This window comes from Streptomyces sp. NBC_01750 (assembly GCF_035918095.1).
GTDB lineage: Bacteria > Actinomycetota > Actinomycetes > Streptomycetales > Streptomycetaceae > Streptomyces.
The window spans coordinates 873,288-898,901 of the sequence record NZ_CP109137.1; the positions used below are offsets into that span (position 1 = coordinate 873,288).

Genomic DNA, 25,614 nt, shown 5'->3' on the forward strand with positions numbered 1-25,614 from the left:
CGCATGGCTGCAGGACCGAACAACCGGTTTCTCGGCAAGTTCCGGGGACGGGTGATCGACAACAAGGACCCGCTCAAGCTCGGGCGGATCACGGCCCAGGTGCCCGATGTGCTCGGTGACGAGGCGTCCACCTGGGCGCTGCCGTGTCTGCCCTTCACCGGACGGCAGGCGGGTCAGTACGTCGTGCCCGGGATCGGCGCCGGCGTGTGGATGGAGTTCGAGCAGGGGGATCCCAGCTTCCCCATCTGGACGGGGAGTTGGTACGGGGACGCCTCCGAGCTGCCGCCCCGGGCGAGCGCCGAGCTGCCCGGCTCGCAGCCGGTGGTCATCCAGACGCCCGGTGATCACAAGCTGGTGATGTCGGACGTGCCCGGCGGTACGGGGATTCTCCTTGAGGCCAAGGGCGGGGCCTACGTCCAGATCGACGAGAAGGGCGTGACCATCGGCACCGGCAAGGGGGCGTCGATCGTGCTGGTCGGCGACGAGGTCAACATCAACGAGGGCCGGCTGATCGTGCCGAGGAAGCGATGAGTACCAGGACCGATGGAACGGGGAGTTACGTGTTGTCGGGGAATCTCGTGAACGGCGGCAGCGTCATCAGCTGCCCGCACGGCGGCCGCGTCGTGCCCGCCTCCGCCGCGTCGTCCGCGGTGCGGATCGACGGCAGGCCCGTGCCCACCGCGGCCGAAGTCTTCGCGGTGAGCGGCTGCCGCCACACCGTCGGCGGCGTACCGCATCCGTGTGCCACGGTCCGCTGGACGCCCGACCGCGGTGGTGTGCTCATCGACGGCAGGCCCGTACTGCTGGAAAGCACCTCCGCGCTCTGCTTCAGCGCCGCGCTGGTGCCGCAGGGACCGCCGGTCGTCGCCGCGTCGGCGCGGGGGGTGTCGTCGCGATGAGGAGCGATATCGCCTTCCCCTTCCGCACGGACCGGCGGGGACGCACCGCGCATGCCGCGTATGACGAGCATGTGCGCGATCTGATCGAGCAGTTGCTGTTCACCAGCCCCGGCGAGCGCGTGATGCGTCCCGACTTCGGCTGCGGGCTGCTCGATCTGGTCTTCACGCCCAACAGTCCCGAACTGGCCTCCGCGCTTGAGCTGTCGGTGCAGGCCTCCCTGCAGCGCTGGCTGGGCGAGCTGATCGAGGTGGAGGCCCTTGACGTGGTGAGCGAGGAGAACGTGGTCCGGGTGTATCTGCGCTACGTGGTGCGCTCCACCGCGAGCCGGCGCGACGACGTGTTCGAGGGGAGCGGCCCGGCATGAGCGGTACGAGCGAGGAGTTGATCTGCCGTACGGACGGCAGGCGCGCCAGGGTACGGGCCGCACAGCTCGGCGGTGTGGACGCCGTCGAGGTCGGTGACGACGGGCTGACGCTCACGGTCACCTTCCTCGGCAAGGCGCCCCACGGGCTCTGCCCGGAGAACATACGCATCGACGGCGGGCGCCGGATCACCGGCATCGAGGCCGTCGAGGTGTCCGTCGAGCGCGAGGAGGACCCGGAGCTCGACGACCGGCTGTTCGTCACGCTCGACCGCACCGGGGACACTCCCCCGGCTACCGCTGGGGGTGCCCCCACCCGCTACCGGCTCTCGGTCGTCGACACGGATCCGTACGGAAGGCCCGGCACCGAGCCGTTCCCCGGCTTCGACCAGCGGTACTTCTCCGCCGAGTTCGACTTCCGTCCGGATTGCCCCACCCCCTTCGACTGCAAGGACGAGCAGCCGGACTGCCCGCCCGTCTTCAGAGCCGCGCCTGTGATCGACTACACGGCGCGCGACTACGACACGATCCGCCGCCTGATCCTGGACCGGCTGGCACTGACCACACCTGACTGGGCCGAGCGCAACGCCGCCGACCTCGGGACCACACTGGTCGAACTTCTCGCCCACACCGCCGACCGGATCAGCTACCAGCAGGACGCGGTCGCGACGGAGGCGTACCTGGACACGGCCCGCCGCCGGGTGTCCGTACGCCGTCATGTGCGGCTCATCGACTACCCCATGCACGACGGCGTCAACGCTCGCGCTTTCGTCGCGGTCGAGACCTTACGGGCGCTGACACTGCAGCCCGGGACGTACCGCTTCGCGGCCGTCGACATCCGCAGCCTCGGTCCGCGCGACCGGCCCGAGCTCGGCACCGTCATCGACGACCGGGAGCTGGCTGTGCTGGACGAGCGCGGATCGGTGGAGGTGTTCGAGCCGGTCGCCAGCAACGATCCGCTGGTGCTGCGTCCCGAGCACAACACCATCCGCTTCTGGACCTGGGCCGATGAGGTGTGCTCACTGGCCGTGGGAGCGACCTCCGCGACGCTGCGGGACGAGTGGACCGACGAGGAGTGCACGATCAGAACGCTGGATCTGTCGCCCGGCGATCTGCTGCTGATCGAGGAGGTGCGGGGAGCGCGTTCCGGTACGCCGGGCGACGCCGACCCGTCCCACCGCCAGGCCGTACGTCTCACATCCGTCACTCCGGTCGTGGACCGGCTGGCGGACCAGCCGGTCCTGGAGGTCACCTGGGCACGGGAGGACGCACTCGCCTTCCCGGTCTGTCTGTCGACGCGCGGCGGCCGGGACTGCGAGCCCGTGGAGGATGTGAGCGTGGCGCGCGGCAATGTCGCGCTCGTCGACCACGGCCGGTCGCTGACCTTCTGCGGCGGTACGCCCGAGACGGTCACTGTGCCACCCGCGCCCGCCGTCCTCGGAACCTGCGAGCCGTCCGGTTTCGGCTGCTGGGACCGCAATGAGGGCAATGAGGCGGCTGATCTCATCAACTCCCGTCTCGATCAGACGCGTTCGGGTCGGCTGCTGACCGCCGATCAGATACGGGAGCTGTTCACCGTGATCGGCGAGGACGCGACCGGGCGTGCCGGTCTCGGTCTGGAACTCGCGGGCCGGCGGCGGGAGAAGGTCGTGCCGGGCACCGCCTATGCGCAGGCCGAGGCGCTGGCGACGCTGCTGGCGCAGGTCGTCTACCCGGGAATCCCGCCGCGTTTCCGGCCGGTGCTGCCCCGCTCCCCCGTCGTCCAGGCCGTGCCGTTCCCTCAGGCTCTCCATGTGTCGGCCGGGCAGGCCGACCGGCTCGCCGCCGTCCCGGGCCGCGTCCGGCAGCGCCTCGTCGAGCTGTGGCGCAGCGCTCGGGACTGCGACGGGCTCACGGAGCCCGAGATCGCCGAGCTGACCGTGCTGTTCGGGCTGCGGGTGCTGGAGCGTCTGGAGCTGCGCCGCCATCCGGTGCGCGCACTGCGCGAGTTGCTGCACCGCAGTGAGCGGCTGCTGGCCGCGAAACTGCGCCGTATCGATGTGCTGATCGCCCGGGGGCGGGCGGGCGCGGTGCTCGACGCCGGTATCGCCTGGGAGATCGCGCACAGTTGGGGTCCGCCGTACGCGGCCGGGCTCGACCCGGACGAGCCGGTGCTGCGAGGTCCGGCGGCCGCCCTCGTACAGGATCCGCGGGCCGCGCTGCCCGCGGTGACCGTCAGGGACGGCGCGCAGGACACGGAACCGTGGACGCCGAAGCGGGATCTGCTGAGCAGCGGGCCGCGGGAGCGGCACTTCGTCGGTGAGCTGGAGGACGACGGACGGATCGCGCTGCGGTTCGGCGACGGACGGCACGGAGCCCGTCCGCGGCCGGGCGCCCGGCTGGAACTGCACTACCGGCTCGGCGGCGGCACGGCGGGCAACGTCGGCGCCGAGGCCATCAACCATCTGGTGCTGTGCCGCGATCGGGACGAGTCGGACGCCGGGGACCCGATGCCGGTGGCGGGGGTGCGCAACCCGCTGCCGGCCGTCGGTGGCACCGAGCCCGAACCCTTGGAACAGGTGCGCCAGTTGGCCCCGCTCGACCTCAGGCGCTCGCGGCTGCGCGCCGTCACTGCCGAGGACTACGCCGCGCTGGCGTCGAAGCTCCCGGGGGTGCAGCGGGCGGCCGCGGAGATCCGCTGGACCGGCAGTGCGCAGGAGGCCCATATCGCTGTCGACGCGCTGGGGGCCGGGGACCCATCGCAGGAACTGCTCGACTCGGTGTCGTACGCCCTGGAGCGCTACCGCCGGATCGGTCACGACCTCGTCGTGGGGCCGGCCAGGTCGGTGCCGCTGGACATCGCTCTCGCGGTGTGCGCGGCGCCCGGGCACCAGCACGGGCAGATCCTCGCCGAGCTCTACCGGCTGCTGGGCAGCCGTCGGCTGTCCGGCGGACGGATCGGCTTCTTCCACCCCGACGCGCTGTCCTTCGGCGAACCGGTGCGGCTCAGCCGTCTGGTGGCCGCGGCAGCGGCCGTGCAGGGCGTGGAGAGCGTACGAGTGACCCGGCTGAGCCGGCTTTTCCACGAGGACCCCGTCAACGACATGGACGACACCGCACTGGAGGCAGGCGTGCTGCGGCTCAGCCCGCTGGAGATCGCGCGTTGCGACAACGACCCGGACCGGCCCGAGAACGGCCGGCTGTCGATCGAGCTCGGCGGAGGTGCGCGATGAGCGGCTCCTGCGGCTGCGGCTGTGGTGGACACGACGAACGCCACGCACCCGAGGCCCTGTACAACCCGCCGGGCCGCACGGCCCTGGACTACCGGGTGGGCGAGTACGGCTCGTTCCTGGCGGCCATGCTCGACCGGCTCGCCTCCCCCGCCCATCCGGCACTGCGCGGGCTGACCGTCCGCACGCCGGACGATCCGGCGATCGGACTGCTCGACTCGTGGGCGGTCGTCGGCGACCTGCTCACCTTCCACTCCGAGCGCATCGCCGACGAGGGCTATCTGCGCACCGCCGACGAGCACCGCTCGCTGGCGCTGCTCGGGCGGCTGGTGGGACACCGGCCACGGCCCGGTATCGCCGCCGACACGCATCTCGCGTACACGCTGGACCGGGAGCCGCGGGCCGAGGACGTGCCGGTACTGATCCCGCGCGGTGCGCGCAGCAACAGCGTGCCCACCACGTCCGGCGAGGAGTCGCAGGCCTTCGAGACCAGTGAGGACCTGATCGCCCGCTGGACCTGGAACGAGTTGGCGGTGCGCCGGCGCCGGCCTGCCCGGCTCACTCCGGACGATCTGCGCAAACGGTCCGAGATCTTCGTCTCCGGCACCGACACCTCGCTCCAGGCCGGGGACAGACTGCTGTTCGTCTTCGGCGGGGACCAAGAAGCGGACGGGCAGCGGCTGTTGCTGCCGGTGGCGCGTGTCCGGATCGACCGGGACGACGAGGTGACGGCCATCGGGCTGCCGCAGTCAGCGCCGCCGTCGCTGACCGAGCTGGTCGCGGAGCTCCGCGAGTGGATCACCGAGGACGAACGGGAGGCCGAGGAGGGCGAGGCAACCCCCGAAAATCCAAACCCGCGTCCCGTCAGCATGATCATCGAGGAGTTCGACGCCCAGGTGCTGGCGCCGCTGCGCGCCGATCTGGACATGATCAGGACCCCGGCGCAGTTCGCCCGGCGGCTTGCCGATCCGCATGACCGGCTCGCGGAGGCACAGGCCGTCGCCGCTCCGTACGAGGAAGTCGCCGCCTGGTTCGAGCAGCTGGAGGCCGTGGTCGGCGAACTGATGGAGCGGGCGGGGGAACTGGAGCCCACCCAGCCCGTACCTTCGGCCCGTGCGGCCGCGGCCGGGGATGGGGTGGACTCGCCGGCCATGCGGGCACTCGGCGCCGTCCTGCCGGCCCTGCGCAGCCGGGTCGTACGGCCACCGTCCGGCGCCCGCGCCCTGTCGCACGATCCTGGGCGGTACTTCGCGCCCGGCTCCGACCTCGGCGCCCAGCTGCTCTCCGCGCTGGATCCGAGGGTCGCCGACGGGATGTACGCGGCGTGGCGTCAGGCCGTTCCGGCTGTGCCCGCCCTCCTGCGCGAACTGCTGTCGATGCGAGTGACCGCGGCCCCCTTCGGGGCGACGGCGCCGCTCAAGCCCGTACAGGACGACCGTGGCCGGGTCATCCGGCAGGTGGACTGGCCGCTCACCGGCTCCGCACTCACCACCATGCGGGTCGTGTACGACACGGCGGGCCGGGTGCCGGTGCGCGCCGAGTTCCAGCACACGGAGACCGGCTCCTCGGTGCAGCGGTCGGAGAATCTGCCCGCCGAGACGAGCTTCGGCCTGGGGCCGGGCCGGATTTCTCTGAGGACCCGCTCCGCCCAGGACCAGGACCTGGGCTGGCTGTCCCGGCGCCCGGCCGACTCCCAGGAGCCCGGGGTCACCGCCCAGCTGCAGTCCGGGCTGCCCGAGCGGACGCTGTTCGTGTCCCGGCCCGCCGAGGACGGGCGGGTCCATGTCGCCGTGCAGAACGGCGAGCCGCTCAACTGGCGGCTGGCTCCCGGCGATCACCGGCAGATCACCCACGGCGGGCTGGAGGTGAGCGTGCGGTACACGGTCGGCACCGAGCCGGCGAATGTCGAGGTCGGCATTGCGACCGTGCCGGAGGAGGCGAACCGTCGTGTCCTGGCGCTCGACTCCGTGCAGGACGGAATCACCGTAGGCAGCTGGGTCGCGATCGAGCGCCCCCGTAAGGGCGCGGAGGGTCCTGACGGGATCCCGGGTGACAAGAAGCTGGCATTCGTGACCACCCGGGTCACCTCGGTGCGCACCGCCGCGTACACCAACTACGGCATCACGGGCCGCGGCACCGAGCTCACGCTCGCCGATCCGTGGCTGGACGAGCACGACGTCCTGCTCTCGGCGATCCGTGACACCACCGTGCACGCGGGCGGTGTGGCGCTGCGTCCGGCCGACGAGCCGCTGGGTGAGGACGTGCACGGCAATGAGCTCGAACTGGCGGAGCTGTACGACGGGTTGCGCCCCGGCCGCCACCTGGTGGTGTCCGGCGAACGCACCGACATCCCCCACACGGCCGGCGTGCGTGGCACCGAACTGGCGGTGATCGCTTCGGTGGAGCAGCAGCTCGACCCGCGGCTGCCGGGCGACCATGTCCATACGAAGCTGACGCTCACCACGGACCTGGCCCACCGCTACCGTCGTGACACGGTCCGCATCCAGGGCAATGTGGTGCACGCGACGCACGGCGAGAGCCGGGACGAGGCGATCGGCAGCGGCGACGCCGACCGGACCAACCAGACCTTCACGCTCTGGCAGTCGCCGCTGACATGGCTGCCCGCCGACAACCCTCCCCGGGCCTCCGGCCGGGGGTACCCCCATCTCGCTTCGCTCGGCGCGACGCCCACCCTTGAGGTGCGCGTCGACGGGCTGCTGTGGCACGAGGTGGACAGTCTGGCGGGGCGTGGTCCGCGCGAGCGCGTGTATGTCTCGGGGACGGCCGGGGACGGGCGTACGACGGTGACCTTCGGCGACGGGGTGCACGGCGCGCGGCTGCCCACCGGGCACGAGAACGTACGGGCCCGGTACCGCTTCGGCACCGGAAAGGCCGCCAACGTCCGGGCGGACCGCATCGTTCAGGCGATCACCCGGCCGCTGGGCGTCACCGCGGTCACCAATCCGCAGCCCGCCACCGGCGGTGCGGACGCCGACGGGCCCGGGCTGACCCGGCGCACGATCCCGCTCGCGGTCGCCGCCCTCGACCGGCTCGTGTCCGTCGCGGACTACGAGGACTTCGCCCGTTCGCGGGCGGGTATCGGCCGGGCCGTGGCGCGGGAGATATTCGACGGAAGGCGACGCGTGCTGCATGTGACCGTCGCCGGCGTGGACGACATCGCGATCGCCGAAGACTCCGAGGTGCTGCGTGCGCTGCGCTCCTCGCTCGCCGAGTACGGCGACTCACGGCTCCCGGTCCGGGTCGATGTACGTGAGCTGGTGCTGCTGCTGCTCGCCGCGAAGGTGAAGGTCGCCCGTGACCACACCTGGACGGTGGTCGAGCCGAGGCTGCGGCACGCACTGCTGCGTGAATTCGGCAGCGGACGGCGCGAGTTGGGCAGTCCCGCACGGCTGTCCGACGTCCTGGCGACGGCCCACTCGGTGCCCGGTGTGGACTACGTGGACGTGGACGTCTTCACCGGGGTGCCGGCGTCCGTCACTGCTGACGGGCTGACCGGGCTCGCGGGAGCGCTCGCCGAGCCGCGGACCGCGGTCGGGGCGCGGCTCGCCGAGTACGACGAGGACGTGCACCGGGTCACCGCGGAGGCCGGCGAGACGCTCACCCAGGTCGCCGCCCGGTACGGCATTTCGCTCGCCGAACTGCTGCGTCTGAACCCGGACATCACCGATACCCGGCGGCTCGGGAAGGGACGGGCGGTGTGCGTCTTCCGGGGCATCCGGCCGGCCCAGCTCGCCCTGCTGTCACCGCAGGTCCCGGACACGCTGATTCTGACGGAGGTCACCGCATGAGCAGGGAACCGGACGGGCTGGCGGAGCTGCTCCCGCAGTGGCACCGTCTGCGGGACGCCGAGGGCGGTGAGCCACTGCGCGCGCTGCTCGCGGTGATCGCCGAGCAGGTGGACCGGGTACGGGACGGCGTCGAGCAGAGCTACGAGGACTGGTTCGTGGAGACCGCCGCGCCCTGGGTGCTGCCGTATCTCGGCGATCTCGTCGGCTACCAACCGCTGCCCGGCTACGAACGCGTGCAGGCGAAGGGGCTTCAGGGCGGGGACGGGGACGATTCGCGGAGCCGTCTCACCGAGGCTCTCGCGCCGCGGCGCGACGTCGCCGCGACCGTCGCCAACCGGCGGCGCAAAGGCACTCTCGCGCTGCTGGAGGAGCTGGCCGAAGAGGTCGCCGGATGGCCTTCGCGCGCCGTGGAGTTCTCCCGCCTCGTCTCGCACCAGCAGCCGGTCAAGCTGTACGGATCAGGGACGGAGGCCGTCAACGCACGCCGGCTCCGGCGCGGCCGGCTCGTCGACGTACGGGAAGGAGCGGCGCTGGATCTGGCAGGCGGTCCGTTCGGTGCGGTCGCGCAGTCGGTGAATGTGCGGCGAGCCGGTTCGGCGCGTACGCAGGGGGGATACTCCCCGGCCGGGCTGGGGCTGTTCGTATGGCGGCTGAAGCCCTATCACGTGAGCGAGGCGCCCGCGTACTGCATCGACAGGGCCCGTCATCTCTACACCTTCTCGATTCTGGGCAACGACTCGCCGCTGGTGACCAAGCCGGTGCCGGAGCCGTCCGCGACGCATATCGCGACCATCGACAACGTGCCCGCGTACATCCGGCGCCGTCAGCTCGCCGACCGGCTCGCGGACTACTACGGGCCCGGCAGGAGCTTCACGATCTGGCGCGACGGGCAGGACGAGCCGGTTCCCCTGTCGGACCTCGTGGTGGCGGATCTGACGGACTGGCGCTACCGCCCCAAGCGCGGGCAGGTGGCCGTCGACCCGGCGCTGGGCCGTATCGCGTTCGGTGCGCGGTCCGCGCCTCGGCAGGGCGTCTGGGTCACCTACCACTACGCGTTCGGCGACGACACCGGCGGCGGCGAGTACCCGCGCGACCGTGAGACACCGACCGCGGCGAAGGTCTACCGGGTCGGTCCCGGCCAGAGCTACCAGCGGATCATGGACGCGTACGGCGACTGGCAGAACGACCGGCGGGCGGGACGCTGCGGACCCGACGGCATCATCGAGATCACGCACAGCGGCGCCTACCAGGAGCAGTTGGACTTCGACCTGGATCCCGGCGACCGTCTGGAGGTGCGCGCGGCCGAGGGCACCCGGCCGGTGATCCGGCTGCTCGACTGGTACAGCAACCGTCCCGACGCGCTCAACATCCGTGCGCAGGAGGACGGTGAGGGCGACGCTCCGCGGATCGTGCTGGACGGTCTGCTGATCACCGGGCGCGGGCTCAATGTCACCGGCCCCGTCGGGGCGGTCGTGCTGCGGCACTGCACGCTGGTGCCCGGCTGGTCACTGGAGCCGGAGTGCGATCCGCACTCGCCGGAGGAGCCGAGCCTGGTCCTGGACCGGACCACCGCGTGCGTGTCCATCGACCGCAGCGTCCTCGGCACGATCGAGGTGATCGGCGACGAGGTCGGCCGCGACCCGCTGCCCATCCACATCCGTGACAGCATCCTGGACGCCACCGGCCACGGCCGGGCGGCGCTGTCCGCGCCGGACTGCCGGCTCGCGCATGCCGTGCTGCACGCGCACCGCACCACCGTCATCGGCGAAGTCCACACCCATGCGGTGGAAATCGCCGAGAACAGCATCTTCACCGGGCGTATGCAGGTGGCGCGGCGGGGGATCGGCTGTGTGCGGTTCAGTTACGTGCCTGTCGGCTCGCGCACTCCCCGCCGCCACCGCTGCCAGCCGGATCTGGCGGGCACGGAGAACGCCCAACTGGTCCGGCCGTTGTTCACCAGCGAGCGGTACGGCACGCCCGCGTACGGGCAGTTGGCCGCAGGCTGCGCGGACGAGATCAGGCGCGGCGCCGAGGACGGCTCCGAGATGGGCGCCTTCCACGACCTCTACCAGCCGCAGCGCGAGGACAGCCTGCGCGCCCGGCTCGCCGAGTACACCCCGGCCGGTACCGACGCCGGGATCATCCCCGTCACCTGACACGACTTCCACCGCCCAATCCTGAGGGGGACCCCTTCCCATGCACGCAGACATCTCCCGCATCACCTTCCGGCCCGACCGGCACTACTCGGCGGTGATCGCACAGCAGGGCCGCGTACAGCTCGATGCGGACGCCAATGAACAGGCCGCGATCCAGCTGGTGCAGGCCCGTACCACCGCTGCCGATCTGATCGGACAGCACGGCGGCCCGCGCGGGGCCACCGGCTTCGCGCTGGGTTTCGTGGGCGGCGGCCGGGAACTCGACGATCTGACCATCGGCGGCGGCCGTTACTACGTGGACGGCATCCTGCTGGACGCGAACCGCCCGCTGCCCGGCGTGCCGGTCGTCGACGACGGGCACGACGCGCACAGCGCCGAGGAAGGCGACTCGGACACGCCCGCCGAAGCACAGCAGCCGGCCACCTGGACGTACTGGGACCAGCCGGACGGCCACCGGGACCCGGAGCGCCCCGGCGACCGGCTGCCGACCGAATTCCCGTATCTCGCCTGTCTGAAGGTGTGGGAGCGCTCGGTCACCGCGGCCGAGGACCCGCTGCTGCGAGAGGTGGCGCTGGGTTCCGCGATGCCCGACACGGCGGCCCGGCTGAAGGTCGTCTGGCAGGTGCTGCCGCTGGCCGGCTCGCAACTGGAGCTCGAGGACGGGGCGACCAAGGACCAGGTCCGTGCGGCGTTCGCGAAGTGGGCCGCGGCGCAGGCGCCGACCGCTCGGATGGCGGCGCGCAGCGAGCGTCCCGAGCACGCGGACGAGGACCCGTGCCTGGTGAGGCCGGACGCCCGGTACCGGGGCCAGGAGAACCAGATGTACCGCGTGGAGATCCACGAGGGCGGCGCGGCGAAGGACGCGACCTTCAAATGGTCCCGTGAGAATGGCTCGGTGACTTTCCCGGTCGACGAACTCGACGGCACATGGGTGGAATTGGCGTCACTCGGCAGTGACGCCAAGCTCGATCTGAACGTCGGCGACGTGGTCGAGTTCGTGGACACCGCCTACACCAGCCGCGGGGAACCGCTGCCGCTGCTGCGGGTGGAGGAGGTCGACCTGCCGGGCCGCCGGGTGCGGCTCTCGGGCGAGCCCGACCCTTCGGTCGGCAGGCGCCCCGGACTCCACCCCTTCCTGCGGCGCTGGGACCACCGGTCGGGTGCCTCCCGGCACACGAGCGGTTCCGGCCGTACGAAGCAGGGCGCATCGAAGCTGCGCAACGGCGCGATCCGGATCGAGGAGGGCGGCTGGCTGCCGCTCGAGGACGGCGTTCTCGTCTACTTCGAGCCGGGCAGGACATACCGGTCCGGTGACTTCTGGACCGTTCCGGCGCGTACGGCGACGGGCGGTGTCGAGTGGCCGACGGATGCGGCGCGCCGGCCGCTGCTGCAGGCCCCGGCCGGGATTCAGGTGCACTACGCGCCGCTGGCCTGGGTACTGGGCGAGGGGTCGGTCGCGGATCTGCGGATGACGTTCGGGCCGCTGGCGGAAGTCGTCCCGGCCGCGGACGAGGAGGCGCTGGCGGCGGAGGCCTCGGCCGAGGCGGAGGCCGCGGCTGCCGAGACTGCCGCCGCGGCCGGTTCGGGCACGCAGACGGCGGGGCAGGACGACGAGGGACAGCCGGAGAACTGACGCAGCACCAGGAAGGAGCACCACGATGGCAACGCCCCTGTCCGCCGACAAACTGCTCAAGGCCCTTCGTGACGAAGGGCTTCAGGTCGTCGAGCACCGGAGCTGGCGCACGCACAACCGCAACCACAAGGGTCCCTGGGGGCCCATGCACGGCGTGATGATCCATCACACCGTGACCTCGGGCACCCAGAACTCCGTGGACATCTGCTACAACGGCCACTCGAGTCTGCCGGGGCCGCTGTGCCACGGCGTGATCGCCAAGGACGGCACCATCCACATGGTCGGCAACGGGCGCGCCAACCACGCGGGGCTCGGCGACGACGACGTCCTGCGCGCGGTGATCAACGAAACGGCGCTGCCCGGCGACAACGAGGCCAACACCGACGGCAATCGGTACTTCTACGGCTTCGAGTGCGTCAACCTCGGCAATGGCACGGACCCGTGGCCCGCGGCCCAGCTGGAGGCCATCGAAAAGGCGGCGGCCGCCCTGTGCCGGGCGCACGGCTGGTCGCAGCGCTCGGTGATCGGGCACAAGGAGTGGCAGCCGGGGAAGATCGACCCGCGCGGATTCACGATGGACTCGATGCGCGCCCGGATCAAGGCGCGGCTGGCCGGTAAGCCGGGCGGCCCGACCAAGCCGCCGGCGCCGAAGCCCCCGGCGGCGTTCGAGCCGTTCCCCGGTGCCGCGTTCTTCCAGGCCGGACGGCACAGTCCGATCATCACGGCGATGGGAAAGAGACTGGTGGCCGAGGGCTGCGGCCGGTACGAGGTGGGCCCCGGTCCGGACTGGTCGGAGGCGGACCGCAAGTCGTACGCCGCGTGGCAGCGCAAGCTGGGCTTCTCGGGGAGCGACGCCGACGGCATCCCGGGAAAGTCGAGCTGGGACAAGCTCAAGGTGCCCAACGTGTGACCGCACCCTGCCGGCCGGGACGCCCTCGTCGGACGAGGGCCGCCCGGCCGTTGCGTGCCCTGTAGCGTTTCACCGGGGGATGACCGGCTTCCGGCAGGAGGGCATATGGGCAAGGGCGCGACCGTGGTCATCGGAGCCGACGAGGTACGTGCGGCCCTGCCCACGGCGGTGGCGATCGCCGCGCTCCAGGACGCGCTGCGCGACGGGCTCGACCCGGAGGCCGATCCCGCCCGCACGGTGGTCCCGGTCGACCATGGACAGCTGCTGCTGATGCCGTCTCACTCCCGCCGTTACGCGGGCGTCAAGATCGCCACCGTGGCACCGTGCAACCCCGCCGTCGGACTGCCTCGCATCCAGGGCAACTACCTGCTGCTGGACGCGGAGACGCTCGGCCCGCTGGCCGTTCTCGACGGTGTCGCGCTGACCACCATCCGTACGGCGGCCGTCTCGGCGGCCGCCGCCGACCTCCTCGCCGTACCGGACGCCGAGCGTCTCGTCGTCTTCGGCACCGGACCGCAGGCGCACAGTCATATCGACGCGCTGCGTGCTGTCCGCCCGCTCCGGCACATCACGGTGGTCGGCCGCGATCTCGACCGGCTCGCCGGCTTCCTTCAGCGGTACGGGGATTCGGATCCTGTGGTGGAAGCGGGCACGGCGGACGCGGTGGCGCAGGCGGATCTGGTGGCCTGCTGCACCACCGCGCGCACGCCGCTGTTCGACGGGTCGGCACTGTCCGCGCACGCGACCGTCGTCGCCGTCGGCTCCCACGAACCGGATGCCCGCGAGGTCGACGACGAGACGGTGCGCCGCTCGACGGTGGTCGTCGAGGCGCGTGGCGCGGCACTGCGCGAGGCGGGCGACGTCATCCTGGCCATCGGCTCCGGAGCACTGGAGGCCGATGCCCTCGTCGCCCTTGCGGACCTCGCCCGCGGTACGGTCGCGACCGACGACTCGCGGCCCCGGCTCTTCAAGAGTGTCGGCATGGCCTGGGAGGACCTGGTCGTCGCCGGTGTCGTCTACGAGGCGCACGTCCGCCGGGGCGTGCTCTAGAAGCAGCGCCGTCCGCCCGCGGGGGCAAGCCCTGCTGCGGCCGGAGCAACGGGATCAGGCCGACGCCGCTCTCAGCGGATCCGTGCGCCGCCGCCGGCACCGCGCCCGAGGTGCGGCGCTGGACGACGAGCAGCTCTGCGGCCCCGCCACCGCCCACTGACACGGCACCGCCGATCCGGCCCCCACCCGGCGTCCCCAGGCCCGTCCCCGGCTCAGCCGCGGGCAGGCTCGTCGGCCCCGGCGGAGCGTATCTCGTCGAGATGCAGCTCCACCCAGCCGCGCAGCTGACCCAGCGGCACGGCGACACCGCGCCCCAGCTCCGTCAGCTCGTACTCGACATGCAGCGGCACGGCCGGATACACAGTTCGGTCGACGAAGCCGTGGAGCTCCAGCTTGCGCAGGGTGCTGGTCAGCACCTTGGGACTGACACCCTGGAGCCGCCGCTGCAGCGAGCCGAAGCGCTGCGGGCCCTCCGCCATGGCACCGATGGCCAGCGCCGACCACTTGCTGGCCAGGACGTCCAGGACATCACGGCACGGGCACTCCGCCGCGAAGACATCGTGATCGTCGTGCTGCCCCGTCGTACAGGGAATGGACATGAACGGTGCCTCCCGCGCGGTGACCTCAATACTTCCTGAGGGATAGTAGTGTCCCTTGCGGGTTACCACTACCCCACAGGTAGCTTTCGGGCGTCGATGATCAGCCGACCGGGCCGTGCGCGAGCACCCCGGCACGCCTTGCAGGAGAACCACATGAGCAGCATTCAGACCATGCGCGCGATCACCCAGGACAGCTTCGGCGGACCCGGGGTACTGCGACTCGCCGAGGTGCCGCGGCCCGAGCCCCTGCCCACCGAGGTGCTGGTGCGGGTGCGTTCCGCGGGTGTGAACCCGGTGGACTGGAAGACCCGCGAGGGCGGTGGCATGGCGCAGGTGCTGGGCGAGCCACCGTTCGTGCTCGGCTGGGACGTGTCCGGAGTCGTGGAGGAGGTCGGCTTCGGCGTCCACACGCTCGAGGTCGGCGACGAGGTGTACGGCATGCCCTGGTTCCCGCGCCAGGCCGGTGCGTACGCGGAGTATGTGACCGCGCCCTCGCGGCAGTTCGCACGCAAGCCCGCCGCCGTCGACCACGACCACGCCGCCGCGGTGCCACTGGCGGCGCTCACCGCCTGGCAGGCACTCGCCGACGCCGCGCGGATCGAGGCGGGACAGCGGGTGCTGATCCACGCGGCGGCCGGCGGCGTGGGGCACTTCGCCGTGCAGTTCGCCAAGCACTTCGGCGCGCACGTCATCGGCACCGCGCGGGCCGCCAAGCACGACTGGCTGCGCTCGCTCGGCGCCGACGAGCTGATCGACTACACCCGGGTCCGGTTCGAGGAGGCGGTGCATGACGTCGACCTCGTCATCGACCTCGTAGGCGACGGGCAGGACTCGACCAGCACCCGTTCGCTGAAGACCCTGCGCCCCGGCGGCACGATCGTCGCCGTGCCGTCGGGTGTCTCTCCCGAACTGCTGGAGACGGCCTCCGCACAAGGTCTGCGGGCGATGCCCTTCCTGGTGGAACCGGACGGCACGGCGCTGACCAGGATCGCGTCGCTGATCGACAAGGGCGTGGTGAGCGTCGAGGTCGAGGACGTGCTGCCGCTGGCGGACGCCGCCGAGGCGCACCGCCGGGGCGAGGAGAGCCGCACCCGCGGCAAGCTGGTACTGCGCGTCACCGACTGAGGCGGCCTCGGCCCAGCGGGGGAGCTTCCCGGCGAGCCTGCTCACCCGGTGCCCGGCCCGACGCGACTATCGCTCGGTACGTCGGATCCTCGCTCTTCGTCCCGGCCGGACGGTCGAGGTACTCGTCGTACACCCGCGAGCTGCGGGTCCTGATCCGGGGAACCGGAAAATGCCACAGCTTCACGGGCAGCACCGACCCCTTGGCGACAGCGGCGGCTGGGCACTGGTTCGGCTGTCTCAGCTCCTCGCAACGCGCTCCGTGTGAGGGAGGACCGGGAACGACTCCGCGGGATCGGGGAACAACTTGTCTCACTCGCCGGGCGAGTTCTGTCGCAATACGTGGCGGGCTGACCTCTCCGCCTGTTCCGCATTGGACATGATGTGAGCCTGCTCCCTGGGCCACCAGATCAGTTCCACGAGAAAGATCGCGACCCACAGCCACGACACCAGGGCATCGCGGGTCGATCCCGTGAGGGTGTCGCCCACCGCGAGGGCCACAGCGACTCCGGCGAAGAGCAGGACCACCCATTGGAGGAGGCGGTCTCGTTCCCGGGCTGTCCGCAACGCGCCGCTGTAGTCGATGACGGCGGGCGCGAGTCGGGCGTCGCCGGTGTCCTCACCACGCCGGGTGGCGCGAACCACCGCTACCCGGTCGGCGGAGTCCAGGTCATTGGCTCCGGGCCAGGCTCTGCTCATCCGGCGGGCCATCCTGATTCCGGAGAAGGGGATGAGGAAGAGGGCCGCCACGACTGCGCCCAGCCATGATCCGGACTCGGCGAGCACGAATACCCCGAAGAAGACACCGACCGGAAGGCCGATGCTCACCGCCCTGCGGACCGGACCGCCTCGCCATACCCAGCTCGGGAACATAAGCACAGGCCCATGCTGGCAGCCGGTCGGTCCGGGGAGCAATCACCCGGACCGGCGACACCGGCGGTCTTCTCACGCAGCGCGTGGAGGGTCGCCGCGTCGGCGGCGAGCACCAGGCAGCCAGACCGGGGCAGGCCCGGGTGGACGATGCCCGAGCCGTCATGTCCGTGGCCGCCGAGCAGGTCCGGGAGGGCCTCGCCGACGGCCGCGGCCAGGCATGCCGCGGCGTTCTCACCGCGCCGCACCGCACCCGCCGACCGCGAGCAGCGCACCGGGCAGCGTTCCACCCAGCAGCGCGGCCGGCTCACACGTCGCGGTTCGAGTAGTACTGCTCGACGAGCGTGATGAACGTGATGTCGTCCTCGTGCTGACCGCTCTCGAAGGCGGGCGAGTCCTTGAGCTCCCGCTTGCCGCAGGAGACATGAACCGTCTCCTTCTCGGCGTCGATTCTCGTCACAAGGCCCGCAGGCAGCACGACGCGCCCACCGAAGATCCAGGGACCTGTGTCGACCACGATGTACAAGCGGCCCACGTCCTCCGTGTGCTTGTCGATCTTTCCGACCGTCCCGTCGGACGCCTCGACCTTGTAGCCGGTGAGCTGCGCTCCGGGAACATATCCCGCGGTTTCGCGGTAGACCCAGATCTCGGCACCCATGACGACCTCCTCACTCCCCCGGCGTGCGGGCGGGTACCCGGGAGAGGCTGTTCTCATTCGACCGGATTCGTTCTCCGACAGCCGGCATCCCCTTCCGAGTCAGGTGACGAGGCAGGGCAGGGCCAGGGCCGCCAGGAGCGCCATGCCGGCGAGCACCCAGGCGACGCAGTCCCCGATGTGGCCGGAGTGCAGGCGGCGCAGCGGCTCCGCTTCCGCCCATCCAGGGCACCGGCGGCCCGGCCCCGGGAAGGGTGCCTCCTTCGGACCCACCCGGTGGTGCTCGATGGCTTCCGGACCTCAGCCGGTGGGTTCGTCCGGGACCGGCTGCTCGGGATGTACGGAGCCGCTTCGCGGCGATCCGCGGCCGGCACCCGTCTGGTCCACATCCGGCAGGCTCAGGTCCGTATCGGTCGTTTCGTCGTCCGTCTCTTCGGGGCGGGGCACGTCCAGCGGGTCGAAGCCGTCGTGCGCCTGCTGATCGGGCAGGTCCTTCGGCACCTGCCTGTCCGGTTCCGTCCCGGTCTCTTCGGGACCTTCCGGTCGGCGGTCGGTCATGGGTCCTCCTCCATCCACGGAAGCCGTGCCGCAGGAGCTGCGTTCGGGGCATCAGCACTCCGCTGCGGCGACGGGTACCCGAACGGCACGTGATCAATCAATCAGCCGCCCCGGAATAAGCCCTGCCGAGGAAACGTTCACCGTGCACGCAATTGGCGGCCGCCGCTGTCCGCCGGACCTCGTCCCGACGCGCTCCCACACCTTCCCGCCCCGGAGGCCGCACGCATGCCGCAGACCACAACCGAACAGCCCGCCGGGGCACACAGGGAGTTGCGGGACATAGCGGCGCGCAGAACCAAGGGCGTCGTCCCTGTCCTCGCGTTCGCGGGGATCACCGTCGCGGTGATGCAGACCCTGCTCGTACCGGTCATCAAGGACCTGCCGACGCTGCTGAACAGCACTCCGGCGAACGCGACATGGGTCATGACGGCAACACTGCTCGCCGGCGCCGTCGCCACCCCGATCATGGGGCGGCTCGGTGACCTGTACGGCAAGCGACGGATGCTGCTCGCGAGCCTCGCCGTGATGGTGGTCGGTTCACTCATCTGCGGATTCACCGACGACCTGGTGACGATGATCGCCGGCCGGGCTCTTCAGGGCTTCGCCATGGGTGCCATCCCGCTCGGCATCGGCATCATGCGTGACGAGTTGCCGCGCGAGCGGCTCGGCTCGGCGATGGCACTGATGAGTTCGTCGATCGGGGTGGGTGGCGGACTCGCACTCCCCGCCGCGGCATTGGTGGCCCAGCACACCGACTGGCACACGCTGTTCTTCGGCGCGGCCGCCCTCGGCGTGCTGTCGATGCTGCTCACCGTGTTCGTCGTACCCGAAACGTCGCTCCGTGCCGGGGGCGGCTTCGATCTGCCCGGAGCGATCGGACTGAGCGCCGGGCTCGTCTCTCTGCTGCTGCCGATCACCAAGGGCAGCGACTGGGGCTGGACTTCCTCCACCACGCTGGGACTGTTCGGCGCCGCCGCGGTCATTCTCGGACTGTGGGGCATGTGGGAGCTGAGGAGCGCCGCTCCGCTGGTGGACCTGCGGACCACCGCGCGGCGCGAGGTACTGCTGACCAACCTCGCCTCGATCATGATCGGAGTCGCCTTCTACGCCGTCTCGCTGGTCCTGCCCCAGCTGTTGCAGCTGCCGGAGTCGACCGGTTACGGCCTCGGCCGTTCGATGGTGGTGGCCGGCCTGTGCGTGGCGCCGCTCGGCCTGACGATGATGTTCGTCGCCCCGCTGTACGCACGGATATCCGCGCAGCGCGGCCCCAAGGTCTCGCTCGTGCTCGGCATGCTGGTCATCGCGATCGGCTACGGCGCCGGGCTCGGCCTGATGAGCGCGGCCTGGCAGACCGTGGTCATTTCCGTGGTGCTGGGGGCCGGTATCGGCCTCGCGTACTCGTCGCTGCCCGCTCTGATCATCGGGGCTGTCGATCCGTCGGAGACCGGCGCCGCCAACGGCCTGAACACGCTCATGCGTTCGATCGGCACCTCGGTGTCGAGCGCGGTCATCGGCATGGTCCTGGCACACACGGCGGTGCCGATGGGTTCGGTGCTCGTGCCCAGCATGAACGGCTTCCGTATCTCCTTCCTGATCGCCACCGGCGCCGTGGTCATCGGTCTCGTACTCGCCGCATTCCTGCCCTCGCAGAAGGACGCGATGCGGCCGCGGCTGCGGGCGAGCAGCGAGGACGAGAGCGGCCAGGAGCCGGAATCCGCGGACGGGTCCGCGGGGTTCCGGGGTCTGGTGCAGGATGCCGGAGGCGCTCCCGTACCGGGGGCGAAGGTGACGCTGATCGACGGGCGGGGCAGGCAGGCGGGACTGACCGCGGCGGACCAGGACGGCCGTTACACACTGGCCGCGCCGGCGGACGGCAGCTATGTGCTGGCCGGCTCGGCGACCGGTTACGCGCCGCACGCCTGTCCGGTCGCGTACGACGGGGGCGGACCGACGGTCGAGACGGATCTGGTCCTGACGGCGAACTCACCTGCGCGCCGGGGCGCGATGTCGTCGTAGTCAGCCCGGTGCCCGGTCCGCCGGACGCCGCCGCGCCCAGCCGAGTACGACGACAGAGGCCACCGCGGCGAGCGCGCACCAGGTGGATACGAACTCCAGCCGCCACAGCACCGCGCTGGCCACCGCCCCGGCCGCGGCCAGCAGACCGAGCAGGCGCAGCACCGGATCACCGGCAAGCAGCACCCCGAGCGGCACCCACACCGGCAGCAGGGGCAGCGCGATGATCGCCCAGACCACGGTCGCCGGGCCCGTACCGCCGCCGGAGCGCCAGACGGCGGACTCGACGATCTGGTGGGTGCCGAGAAGCAACGGCAGTGCGGCGAGCGGCAGGTCGCGGACCCGCGGCGCCTGTACGACACAGGCCACCCCGATCGCGGCAATGCCGGTGCCGCCCACGAGGTCAGCAGTCGCGCTCCAGCACATGGGCGTCATCCAGGGGCGGGGAAGTGAGGTCGATCAAGCCTGGCACAGGCGGAGGACCGGATAGGGCATCGGGCGCAACGGATCAAGGGCGGGCTGAAGAGTGCAAGGTCACAGCCCTTTCCCCTGCTGCACCTTTGCGGGCTTGACCTAACATCTGAGCATGACGGTCCTCCCCGAAGACGGGTTTTCGCTGGCCGCCGAATTCCCGGATGCAACCCACGAGCAGTGGCAGGCCCTGGTGGCCGGCGTGCTGCGCAAGGCTGGCAAGGACATCCCGGACACGGCGGCCGAGGACGTGCTGTCCACGGCACTCGAGGACGGGCTCACCACCCGTCCGCTGTACACCGCACGCGACGGCGCCGACCGCGCCGGGTATCCGGGCTTCGCGCCCTTCACCCGGGGCGGCAGGCCGGAAGGCGGAGCGGTCTCCGGCTGGGACGTACGCCAACGCCATGAACGGCCCGATCCGGTACGCACGAACGAAGCCGTGCTCGCGGACCTGGAGAACGGGGTCGGCTCGGTGTGGCTGGCCGTCGGCCAGGCCGGCGTGCCGGTCTCCGGGCTCGGCGCGGCTCTGGACGGCGTCTATCTCGACCTGGCTCCCGTCGTCCTCGATGCCGGAGCCGAATTCGACGCCGCCGCACAGGAGTTGCTGCGGCTGTACGAGGAGCGCGGGATTGCTCCCGAGGCCGCGCTCGGCAACCTCGGTGCCGATCCGCTGGGACACGCCGCACGCACCGGGCAGTACGAGAACATCGCCGAACTCACTGCGGCCGCGACCGAGCTCGGCGTGCTCTGCCATGGCAAGTACCCCGGACTGCGGGCCGTGACCGTCGACGCGCTGCCGTACCACGAGGCCGGCGCCTCGGCCGCTCAGGAGCTGGGCTGTTCGCTGGCCACCGGCGTCACGCTGCTGCGGGACCTCACCGCTGCCGGGCTGTCCGTGGAAGCGGCCTGCGGCCAGCTGGAGTTCCGGTACGCGGCCACCGCCGACCAGTTCCTGACGATCGCGAAACTGCGCGCCGCCCGCCGGGTGTGGGCCCGCGTCGCCGAGGCCTGCGGGGCCGATGCCGCCGCCGGGGCACAGCGCCAGCACGCGGTGACCTCTCCGGTGATGATGACCCGGCGCGACCCGTGGGTGAACATGCTGCGCACCACGGTCGCCTCGCTCGCCGCGGGCGTCGGCGGCGCCGACGCCGTGACCGTGCTGCCCTTCGACCACGCGCTCGGACTCCCGGACGGCTTCGCCCGCCGGATCGCCCGCAACACCTCGACGATCCTGCTCGAGGAGTCGCATGTGGGCCGGGTCATCGACCCGGCCGGCGGCTCCTGGTACGTGGAGCAGCTCACCGACGAACTCGCGCAGGCGGCCTGGGCCTGGTTCCAGGAGATCGAGCGCGCCGGTGGCCAGGAGGCCGCGCTGCGCGGCGGTCTGGTCGCCGAGCGGCTCGGCGCCACCTGGGAGAGCCGTAAGAAGAACCTGGCCAAGCGGCGCGAACCGATCACCGGTGTGAGCGAGTACCCGCTGCTGGCCCAGGCGCCCGTCGAGCGCGACGCCGCGCCCGCCGCGCCGTCCGGCGGTCTGCCGAAGGTACGCCGCGACGAGGCGTACGAAACGCTGCGGGCCCGTTCGGACGGGCACCTCGCCGCCACCGGCGCCCGGCCGCGGGTCTTCCTAGCGGCGCTGGGTCCGGCTGCCGCGCACACCGCGCGCGCTTCGTTCGCCGTCAACCTCTTCCAGGCGGGCGGCATCGAAGCGGTCCACGATCCGGTCTCCGTCGACGCGGACTCGGCCGCCGAGGCCTTCGTCCGCAGCGGCGCCGCGGTGGCGTGCATCTGCTCCAGCGATGCCCTGTACGCCGAGCAGGCCGGGCCGGTGGCAGAAGCGCTCAAGTCGGCCGGCGCGTCGCGGGTGTATCTCGCCGGCCGTCCGGGTGAGCAGCGTGAGACGTACGAACGGGCCGGGGTCGACGAGTTCGTCGTCGCGGGCAGCGACGCGGTCGCCGTCCTCACCTCCGTCCTCGACCAAATCGGAGTGGCGTGATGGGGATCCCGGACTTCTCAGGAATCGAGCTCGGGCCCGGCGACGCGCGCGGGGCCACCGAGGACCAGTGGCGTACGGCTGTCAAGGAGAGCACCGGCAAGGGCGACGGCGACCTGGTGTGGGACACCCCCGAGGGCATTCCCGTCAAACCGCTGTACACCGGAGGGGATCTGGCCGGCGTCGACTTCCTCGGCACGTACCCCGGTATCGCGCCGTATCTGCGCGGCCCGTACCCGACGATGTACGTCAACCAGCCGTGGACGATCCGTCAGTACGCCGGATTCTCCACCGCCGAAGAGTCCAACGCCTTCTACCGGCGCAACCTCGCCGCCGGGCAGAAGGGTCTGTCGGTCGCCTTCGACCTGCCGACCCACCGCGGTTACGACAGTGACCATCCGCGGGTCACGGGCGATGTCGGTATGGCCGGTGTGGCCATCGACTCGATCTACGACATGCGTCAGCTCTTCGACGGCATTCCGCTGGACCGGATGAGCGTGTCGATGACGATGAACGGCGCCGTGCTGCCCGTGCTGGCGCTGTACATCGTGGCCGCCGAGGAGCAGGGCGTACCGCCCGAGAAGCTGGCCGGGACCATCCAGAACGACATCCTCAAAGAGTTCATGGTCCGCAACACCTACATCTATCCGCCCCGGCCCTCGATGCGGATCATCTCGGACATCTTCGCCTACACCTCGCAGAAGATGCCCCGCTACAACTCCATCTCCATCTCCGGCTATCACATCCAGGAGGCCGGAGCCACGGCCGACCTGGAGCTGGCGTACACCCTCGCCGACGGTATGGAGTATCTGCGGGCGGGCATCGGCGCGGGACTCGACGTGGATGCCTTCGCCCCGCGGCTGTCGTTCTTCTGGGCGATCGGCATGAACTTCTTCATGGAGATCGCGAAGCTTCGGGCCGCGCGGCTGCTGTGGGCCAAGCTGGTGAAGACGTTCGAGCCGCAGAACGCCAAGTCGCTCTCGCTGCGCACCCATTGCCAGACCTCGGGCTGGTCGCTGACGGCCCAGGACGTCTTCAACAACGTCACCCGCACCTGCGTGGAGGCCATGGCCGCCACTCAGGGACATACGCAGTCGCTGCACACCAACGCCCTGGACGAGGCGCTGGCGCTCCCCACCGACTTCTCCGCGCGTATCGCCCGCAACACCCAGCTGCTGCTGCAGCAGGAGTCCGGGACGTCCCGGGTCATCGACCCCTGGGGCGGCAGCGCGTACATCGAGAAGCTGACACACGACCTCGCCCGCCGGGCCTGGCAGCACATCCAGGAGGTCGAGGCGGCCGGCGGCATGGCGCAGGCCATCGACGCCGGAATCCCCAAGCTGCGCGTCGAGGAGGCCGCGGCCCGTACACAGGCACGCATCGACTCCGGGCGTCAGCCCGTCATCGGCGTGAACAAGTACCGGGTCGAGACCGACGAGCAGATCGACGTGCACAAGGTCGACAACTCCTCGGTGCGCACGCAGCAGATCGAGAAGCTCCGGCGGCTGCGCGCCGAGCGGGACGAGGCCGCCTGCCAGGACGCGCTGCGCGCGCTGACCGCCTCCGCGGAGGCGGGCGCGGGCCCGGGCCAGGGCGGTGGCCTGGAGGGCAATCTGCTCGCGCTGGCGGTGAACGCGGCGCGGGCGATGGCGACCGTCGGTGAGATCTCCGACGCTCTGGAGAAGGTGTACGGACGGCACTCGGGCCAGATCCGTACGATCTCCGGTGTGTACCGAAACGAAGCCGGCACCTCCCCGGCGGTTGACGCCACCCGCACCCTGGTCGAGGACTTCGAGAAGGCGGAAGGCCGCCGGCCGCGCATCCTGGTCGCCAAGATGGGCCAGGACGGCCACGACCGCGGCCAGAAGGTGATCGCCACGGCCTTCGCCGACCTCGGCTTCGACGTGGATGTCGGCCCGCTGTTCCAGACGCCGGAAGAGGTGGCCCGTCAGGCGGTCGAGGCGGACGTGCACATCGTCGGTGTCTCCTCGCTGGCCGCCGGGCATCTCACGCTGGTGCCCGCGCTGCGGGAGCAACTGGCCGCCGAGGGACGGGAAGACATCATGATCGTCGTGGGCGGCGTGATTCCGCCCCAGGACGTCCAGACCCTTCGCGAGGCCGGAGCGGCAGCCGTCTTCCCGCCCGGCACGGTGATCCCGGACGCCGCCAAGGACCTGGTGAGGACGCTCGCCGCCTCGCTCGGCCACGAGTTGTGAGACTGTGCCCCGGATGCCTCCCACGATCGACATCGACACCTATGTCAAGGGCGTACGTGACGGGTCGCGGGCGTACATCGCCCGCGCCATCACTCTCGTCGAGTCCACCCGGGCCGATCACCGTGCTCTCGCCCAGCAGCTGCTGACGGAGCTGCTGCCGTTCTCCGGGACGGCACGGCGGGTGGGGATCAGCGGCGTTCCCGGTGTGGGCAAATCCACCTTCATCGACGCGCTCGGCACGATGCTCACAGGCCTCGGCCACCGGGTCGCGGTGCTTGCCGTCGACCCGTCATCGACCCGTACCGGCGGCTCCATCCTGGGCGACAAGACCCGGATGGAGAGGCTCGCGGTGGATCCGGCGGCGTTCGTACGACCCTCCCCCACCTCGGGCACGCTGGGCGGGGTGGCCAAGGCGACGCGCGAAACCATGATCGTGACGGAGGCCGCGGGCTACGACGTGGTGCTCGTGGAGACCGTCGGCGTCGGCCAGTCGGAGACCGCCGTGGCCAACATGGTGGACTCCTTCCTGCTGCTCTCCCTCGCCCGTACCGGAGACCAGCTCCAGGGCATCAAGAAGGGTGTGCTGGAGCTGGCCGACGTGATCGCGGTCAACAAGGCGGACGGTCCGCACGAGCGCGATGCCCGCTCCGCCGCGCGTGAACTCGCCGGTGCGCTGCGGCTGATGCACTCCGCCGACGCCGCGTGGACTCCACCGGTCCTTTCCTGCAGTGCCCGCGAGGGCACCGGTCTCGACACGGTCTGGGAGCGGCTGGAGCAGCACCGGGCGCTGCTGGACTCGACCGGCAGGCTCGCGGCCAAGCGCCGCGACCAGCAGATCGACTGGGCCTGGACGATGGTCCACGACGAGCTGCGGGACCGGCTGCGCAACCATCCCGAGGTGCGCACGCTCGCTCCCGGCCTCGAACAGCAGGTACGGGACGGGGAGTTGACGGCAACGCTCGCCGCCGAACGGATCCTCGACGCCTTTCAGCGCCCGCAGCAGCGGTAGCGGGTCCGATGCGGGTCCGATGCGGCCCGCCCCGGACCCGTACCGCTCAGCACCGTGCCGCCCGGACCCGGCTCAGG

21 protein-coding genes are annotated in these 25,614 nt (G+C 71.3%); 14 read left to right on the plus strand and 7 right to left on the minus strand.

Features of this window, described 5'->3' with window-relative positions; translation table 11 throughout:
• The first annotated feature begins 3 nt into the window (after nt 1-3).
• The 9 genes from OG966_RS03860 to OG966_RS03900 all read left to right on the plus strand — a co-directional run bounded on the left by OG966_RS03860 (nt 4) and on the right by OG966_RS03900 (nt 14,028).
• Entirely contained in the window at nt 4-531 is a 528-nt protein-coding gene (locus tag OG966_RS03860) for a phage baseplate assembly protein V (protein ID WP_326647928.1), read from the plus strand.
• A complete protein-coding gene (locus tag OG966_RS03865) occupies nt 528-899 on the plus strand; it encodes a hypothetical protein (protein ID WP_326647929.1) in 372 nt (123 codons plus the stop codon). Before OG966_RS03860 ends, OG966_RS03865 begins: the two co-directional genes overlap by 4 nt.
• Nucleotides 896-1,264, plus strand: coding sequence for a GPW/gp25 family protein (locus OG966_RS03870; RefSeq protein WP_266487781.1), 369 nt, complete (start codon nt 896-898; stop codon nt 1,262-1,264). The genes OG966_RS03865 and OG966_RS03870 overlap by 4 nt, the downstream gene beginning before the upstream one ends.
• Nucleotides 1,261-4,473, plus strand: a complete 3,213-nt coding sequence (locus OG966_RS03875; RefSeq protein WP_326647930.1) for a putative baseplate assembly protein — start codon at nt 1,261-1,263, stop codon at nt 4,471-4,473. Before OG966_RS03870 ends, OG966_RS03875 begins: the two co-directional genes overlap by 4 nt.
• Entirely contained in the window at nt 4,470-8,279 is a 3,810-nt protein-coding gene (locus OG966_RS03880; protein WP_326647931.1) for a putative baseplate assembly protein, read from the plus strand. The genes OG966_RS03875 and OG966_RS03880 overlap by 4 nt, the downstream gene beginning before the upstream one ends.
• The gene (locus tag OG966_RS03885; protein WP_326647932.1) at nt 8,276-10,435 is read left to right on the plus strand and encodes a hypothetical protein; all 2,160 of its coding nucleotides are present in this window, start codon (nt 8,276-8,278) and stop codon (nt 10,433-10,435) included. The genes OG966_RS03880 and OG966_RS03885 overlap by 4 nt, the downstream gene beginning before the upstream one ends.
• A 40-nt stretch (nt 10,436-10,475) precedes the next feature.
• Nucleotides 10,476-12,068: a DUF6519 domain-containing protein gene (locus OG966_RS03890; protein WP_326647933.1), complete on the plus strand. Its 1,593-nt coding sequence runs from the start codon at nt 10,476-10,478 to the stop codon at nt 12,066-12,068.
• Between the two features lie 25 nt (nt 12,069-12,093).
• Entirely contained in the window at nt 12,094-12,978 is an 885-nt protein-coding gene (locus tag OG966_RS03895; RefSeq protein ID WP_326647934.1) for a peptidoglycan-binding protein, read from the plus strand.
• Between the two features lie 105 nt (nt 12,979-13,083).
• Nucleotides 13,084-14,028, plus strand: a complete 945-nt coding sequence (locus OG966_RS03900; protein WP_326647937.1) for an ornithine cyclodeaminase family protein — start codon at nt 13,084-13,086, stop codon at nt 14,026-14,028.
• 212 nt (nt 14,029-14,240) lie between these two features.
• Here the strand turns inward: OG966_RS03900 and OG966_RS03905 are convergent, their stop codons facing one another.
• Nucleotides 14,241-14,627: a winged helix-turn-helix transcriptional regulator gene (locus OG966_RS03905; protein WP_326647938.1), complete on the minus strand. Its 387-nt coding sequence runs from the start codon at nt 14,625-14,627 to the stop codon at nt 14,241-14,243.
• 153 nt (nt 14,628-14,780) lie between these two features.
• Here OG966_RS03905 and OG966_RS03910 point away from each other — a divergent pair, with 153 nt between their 5' ends.
• Nucleotides 14,781-15,752: an NADP-dependent oxidoreductase gene (locus tag OG966_RS03910; RefSeq protein ID WP_326647939.1), complete on the plus strand. Its 972-nt coding sequence runs from the start codon at nt 14,781-14,783 to the stop codon at nt 15,750-15,752.
• Nucleotides 15,753-16,061: 309 nt separating this feature from the next.
• Here OG966_RS03910 and OG966_RS03915 read toward each other — a convergent pair whose 3' ends face one another.
• The 5 genes from OG966_RS03915 to OG966_RS03935 form a co-directional block, all read right to left on the minus strand.
• Nucleotides 16,062-16,577 (minus strand): hypothetical protein, encoded by a 516-nt coding sequence (locus OG966_RS03915; protein WP_326647940.1) that lies wholly within the window; start codon nt 16,575-16,577, stop codon nt 16,062-16,064.
• Entirely contained in the window at nt 16,574-16,930 is a 357-nt protein-coding gene (locus OG966_RS03920; protein ID WP_326647941.1) for a DUF2000 family protein, read from the minus strand. Before OG966_RS03920 ends, OG966_RS03915 begins: the two co-directional genes overlap by 4 nt.
• Nucleotides 16,927-17,277 (minus strand): PRC-barrel domain containing protein, encoded by a 351-nt coding sequence (locus tag OG966_RS03925; RefSeq protein ID WP_326647943.1) that lies wholly within the window; start codon nt 17,275-17,277, stop codon nt 16,927-16,929. Before OG966_RS03925 ends, OG966_RS03920 begins: the two co-directional genes overlap by 4 nt.
• A 99-nt stretch (nt 17,278-17,376) precedes the next feature.
• A complete protein-coding gene (locus tag OG966_RS03930; protein WP_326655561.1) occupies nt 17,377-17,547 on the minus strand; it encodes a hypothetical protein in 171 nt (56 codons plus the stop codon).
• Between the two features lie 27 nt (nt 17,548-17,574).
• Nucleotides 17,575-17,832 (minus strand): hypothetical protein, encoded by a 258-nt coding sequence (locus OG966_RS03935; RefSeq protein ID WP_326647944.1) that lies wholly within the window; start codon nt 17,830-17,832, stop codon nt 17,575-17,577.
• A gap of 225 nt (nt 17,833-18,057) precedes the next feature.
• Here OG966_RS03935 and OG966_RS03940 point away from each other — a divergent pair, with 225 nt between their 5' ends.
• The gene (locus tag OG966_RS03940; protein ID WP_326647945.1) at nt 18,058-19,848 is read left to right on the plus strand and encodes an MFS transporter; all 1,791 of its coding nucleotides are present in this window, start codon (nt 18,058-18,060) and stop codon (nt 19,846-19,848) included.
• On the opposite strand, the gene OG966_RS03945 is transcribed toward OG966_RS03940, so the two are convergent.
• Nucleotides 19,849-20,271 (minus strand): DUF6629 family protein, encoded by a 423-nt coding sequence (locus tag OG966_RS03945; protein ID WP_326647946.1) that lies wholly within the window; start codon nt 20,269-20,271, stop codon nt 19,849-19,851.
• A gap of 160 nt (nt 20,272-20,431) precedes the next feature.
• Between OG966_RS03945 and OG966_RS03950 the strand changes: the two genes are divergently transcribed.
• From OG966_RS03950 to meaB, 3 genes are read left to right on the plus strand one after another with little or no spacing between them, the layout of a single operon-like run.
• Nucleotides 20,432-22,315 carry a methylmalonyl-CoA mutase family protein gene (locus OG966_RS03950; RefSeq protein ID WP_326647948.1) on the plus strand — a complete coding sequence of 628 codons (1,884 nt, stop codon included), beginning with the start codon at nt 20,432-20,434 and terminating at the stop codon, nt 22,313-22,315.
• Nucleotides 22,315-24,528: a methylmalonyl-CoA mutase gene (gene scpA, locus OG966_RS03955; RefSeq protein WP_326647949.1), complete on the plus strand. Its 2,214-nt coding sequence runs from the start codon at nt 22,315-22,317 to the stop codon at nt 24,526-24,528. Before OG966_RS03950 ends, scpA begins: the two co-directional genes overlap by 1 nt.
• Nucleotides 24,529-24,541: 13 nt before the next feature.
• Complete coding sequence (gene meaB, locus OG966_RS03960; protein WP_326647950.1) at nt 24,542-25,537, plus strand: methylmalonyl Co-A mutase-associated GTPase MeaB; 996 nt, start codon at nt 24,542-24,544, stop codon at nt 25,535-25,537.
• The last annotated feature ends 77 nt before the right edge of the window (nt 25,538-25,614 follow it).

Excerpts from the sequence above, each read along its gene's own strand:
- meaB (WP_326647950.1), top strand. The coding sequence starts at position 24,542 with ATGCCTCCCACGATCGACATCGACACCTATGTCAAGGGCGTACGTGAC.
- OG966_RS03935 (WP_326647944.1), bottom strand. The coding sequence starts at position 17,832 with ATGACCGACCGCCGACCGGAAGGTCCCGAAGAGACCGGGACGGAACCG.
- OG966_RS03890 (WP_326647933.1), top strand. The coding sequence starts at position 10,476 with ATGCACGCAGACATCTCCCGCATCACCTTCCGGCCCGACCGGCACTAC.
- OG966_RS03895 (WP_326647934.1), top strand. The coding sequence starts at position 12,094 with ATGGCAACGCCCCTGTCCGCCGACAAACTGCTCAAGGCCCTTCGTGAC.
- OG966_RS03925 (WP_326647943.1), bottom strand. The coding sequence starts at position 17,277 with ATGGGTGCCGAGATCTGGGTCTACCGCGAAACCGCGGGATATGTTCCC.
- OG966_RS03865 (WP_326647929.1), top strand. The coding sequence starts at position 528 with ATGAGTACCAGGACCGATGGAACGGGGAGTTACGTGTTGTCGGGGAAT.
- OG966_RS03950 (WP_326647948.1), top strand. The coding sequence starts at position 20,432 with ATGACGGTCCTCCCCGAAGACGGGTTTTCGCTGGCCGCCGAATTCCCG.
- OG966_RS03885 (WP_326647932.1), top strand. The coding sequence starts at position 8,276 with ATGAGCAGGGAACCGGACGGGCTGGCGGAGCTGCTCCCGCAGTGGCAC.
- OG966_RS03875 (WP_326647930.1), top strand. The coding sequence starts at position 1,261 with ATGAGCGGTACGAGCGAGGAGTTGATCTGCCGTACGGACGGCAGGCGC.
- OG966_RS03910 (WP_326647939.1), top strand. The coding sequence starts at position 14,781 with ATGAGCAGCATTCAGACCATGCGCGCGATCACCCAGGACAGCTTCGGC.
- OG966_RS03880 (WP_326647931.1), top strand. The coding sequence starts at position 4,470 with ATGAGCGGCTCCTGCGGCTGCGGCTGTGGTGGACACGACGAACGCCAC.
- OG966_RS03905 (WP_326647938.1), bottom strand. The coding sequence starts at position 14,627 with ATGTCCATTCCCTGTACGACGGGGCAGCACGACGATCACGATGTCTTC.
- scpA (WP_326647949.1), top strand. The coding sequence starts at position 22,315 with ATGGGGATCCCGGACTTCTCAGGAATCGAGCTCGGGCCCGGCGACGCG.
- OG966_RS03870 (WP_266487781.1), top strand. The coding sequence starts at position 896 with ATGAGGAGCGATATCGCCTTCCCCTTCCGCACGGACCGGCGGGGACGC.
- OG966_RS03900 (WP_326647937.1), top strand. The coding sequence starts at position 13,084 with ATGGGCAAGGGCGCGACCGTGGTCATCGGAGCCGACGAGGTACGTGCG.
- OG966_RS03860 (WP_326647928.1), top strand. The coding sequence starts at position 4 with ATGGCTGCAGGACCGAACAACCGGTTTCTCGGCAAGTTCCGGGGACGG.
- OG966_RS03940 (WP_326647945.1), top strand. The coding sequence starts at position 18,058 with ATGCCGCAGACCACAACCGAACAGCCCGCCGGGGCACACAGGGAGTTG.
- OG966_RS03945 (WP_326647946.1), bottom strand. The coding sequence starts at position 20,271 with ATGTGCTGGAGCGCGACTGCTGACCTCGTGGGCGGCACCGGCATTGCC.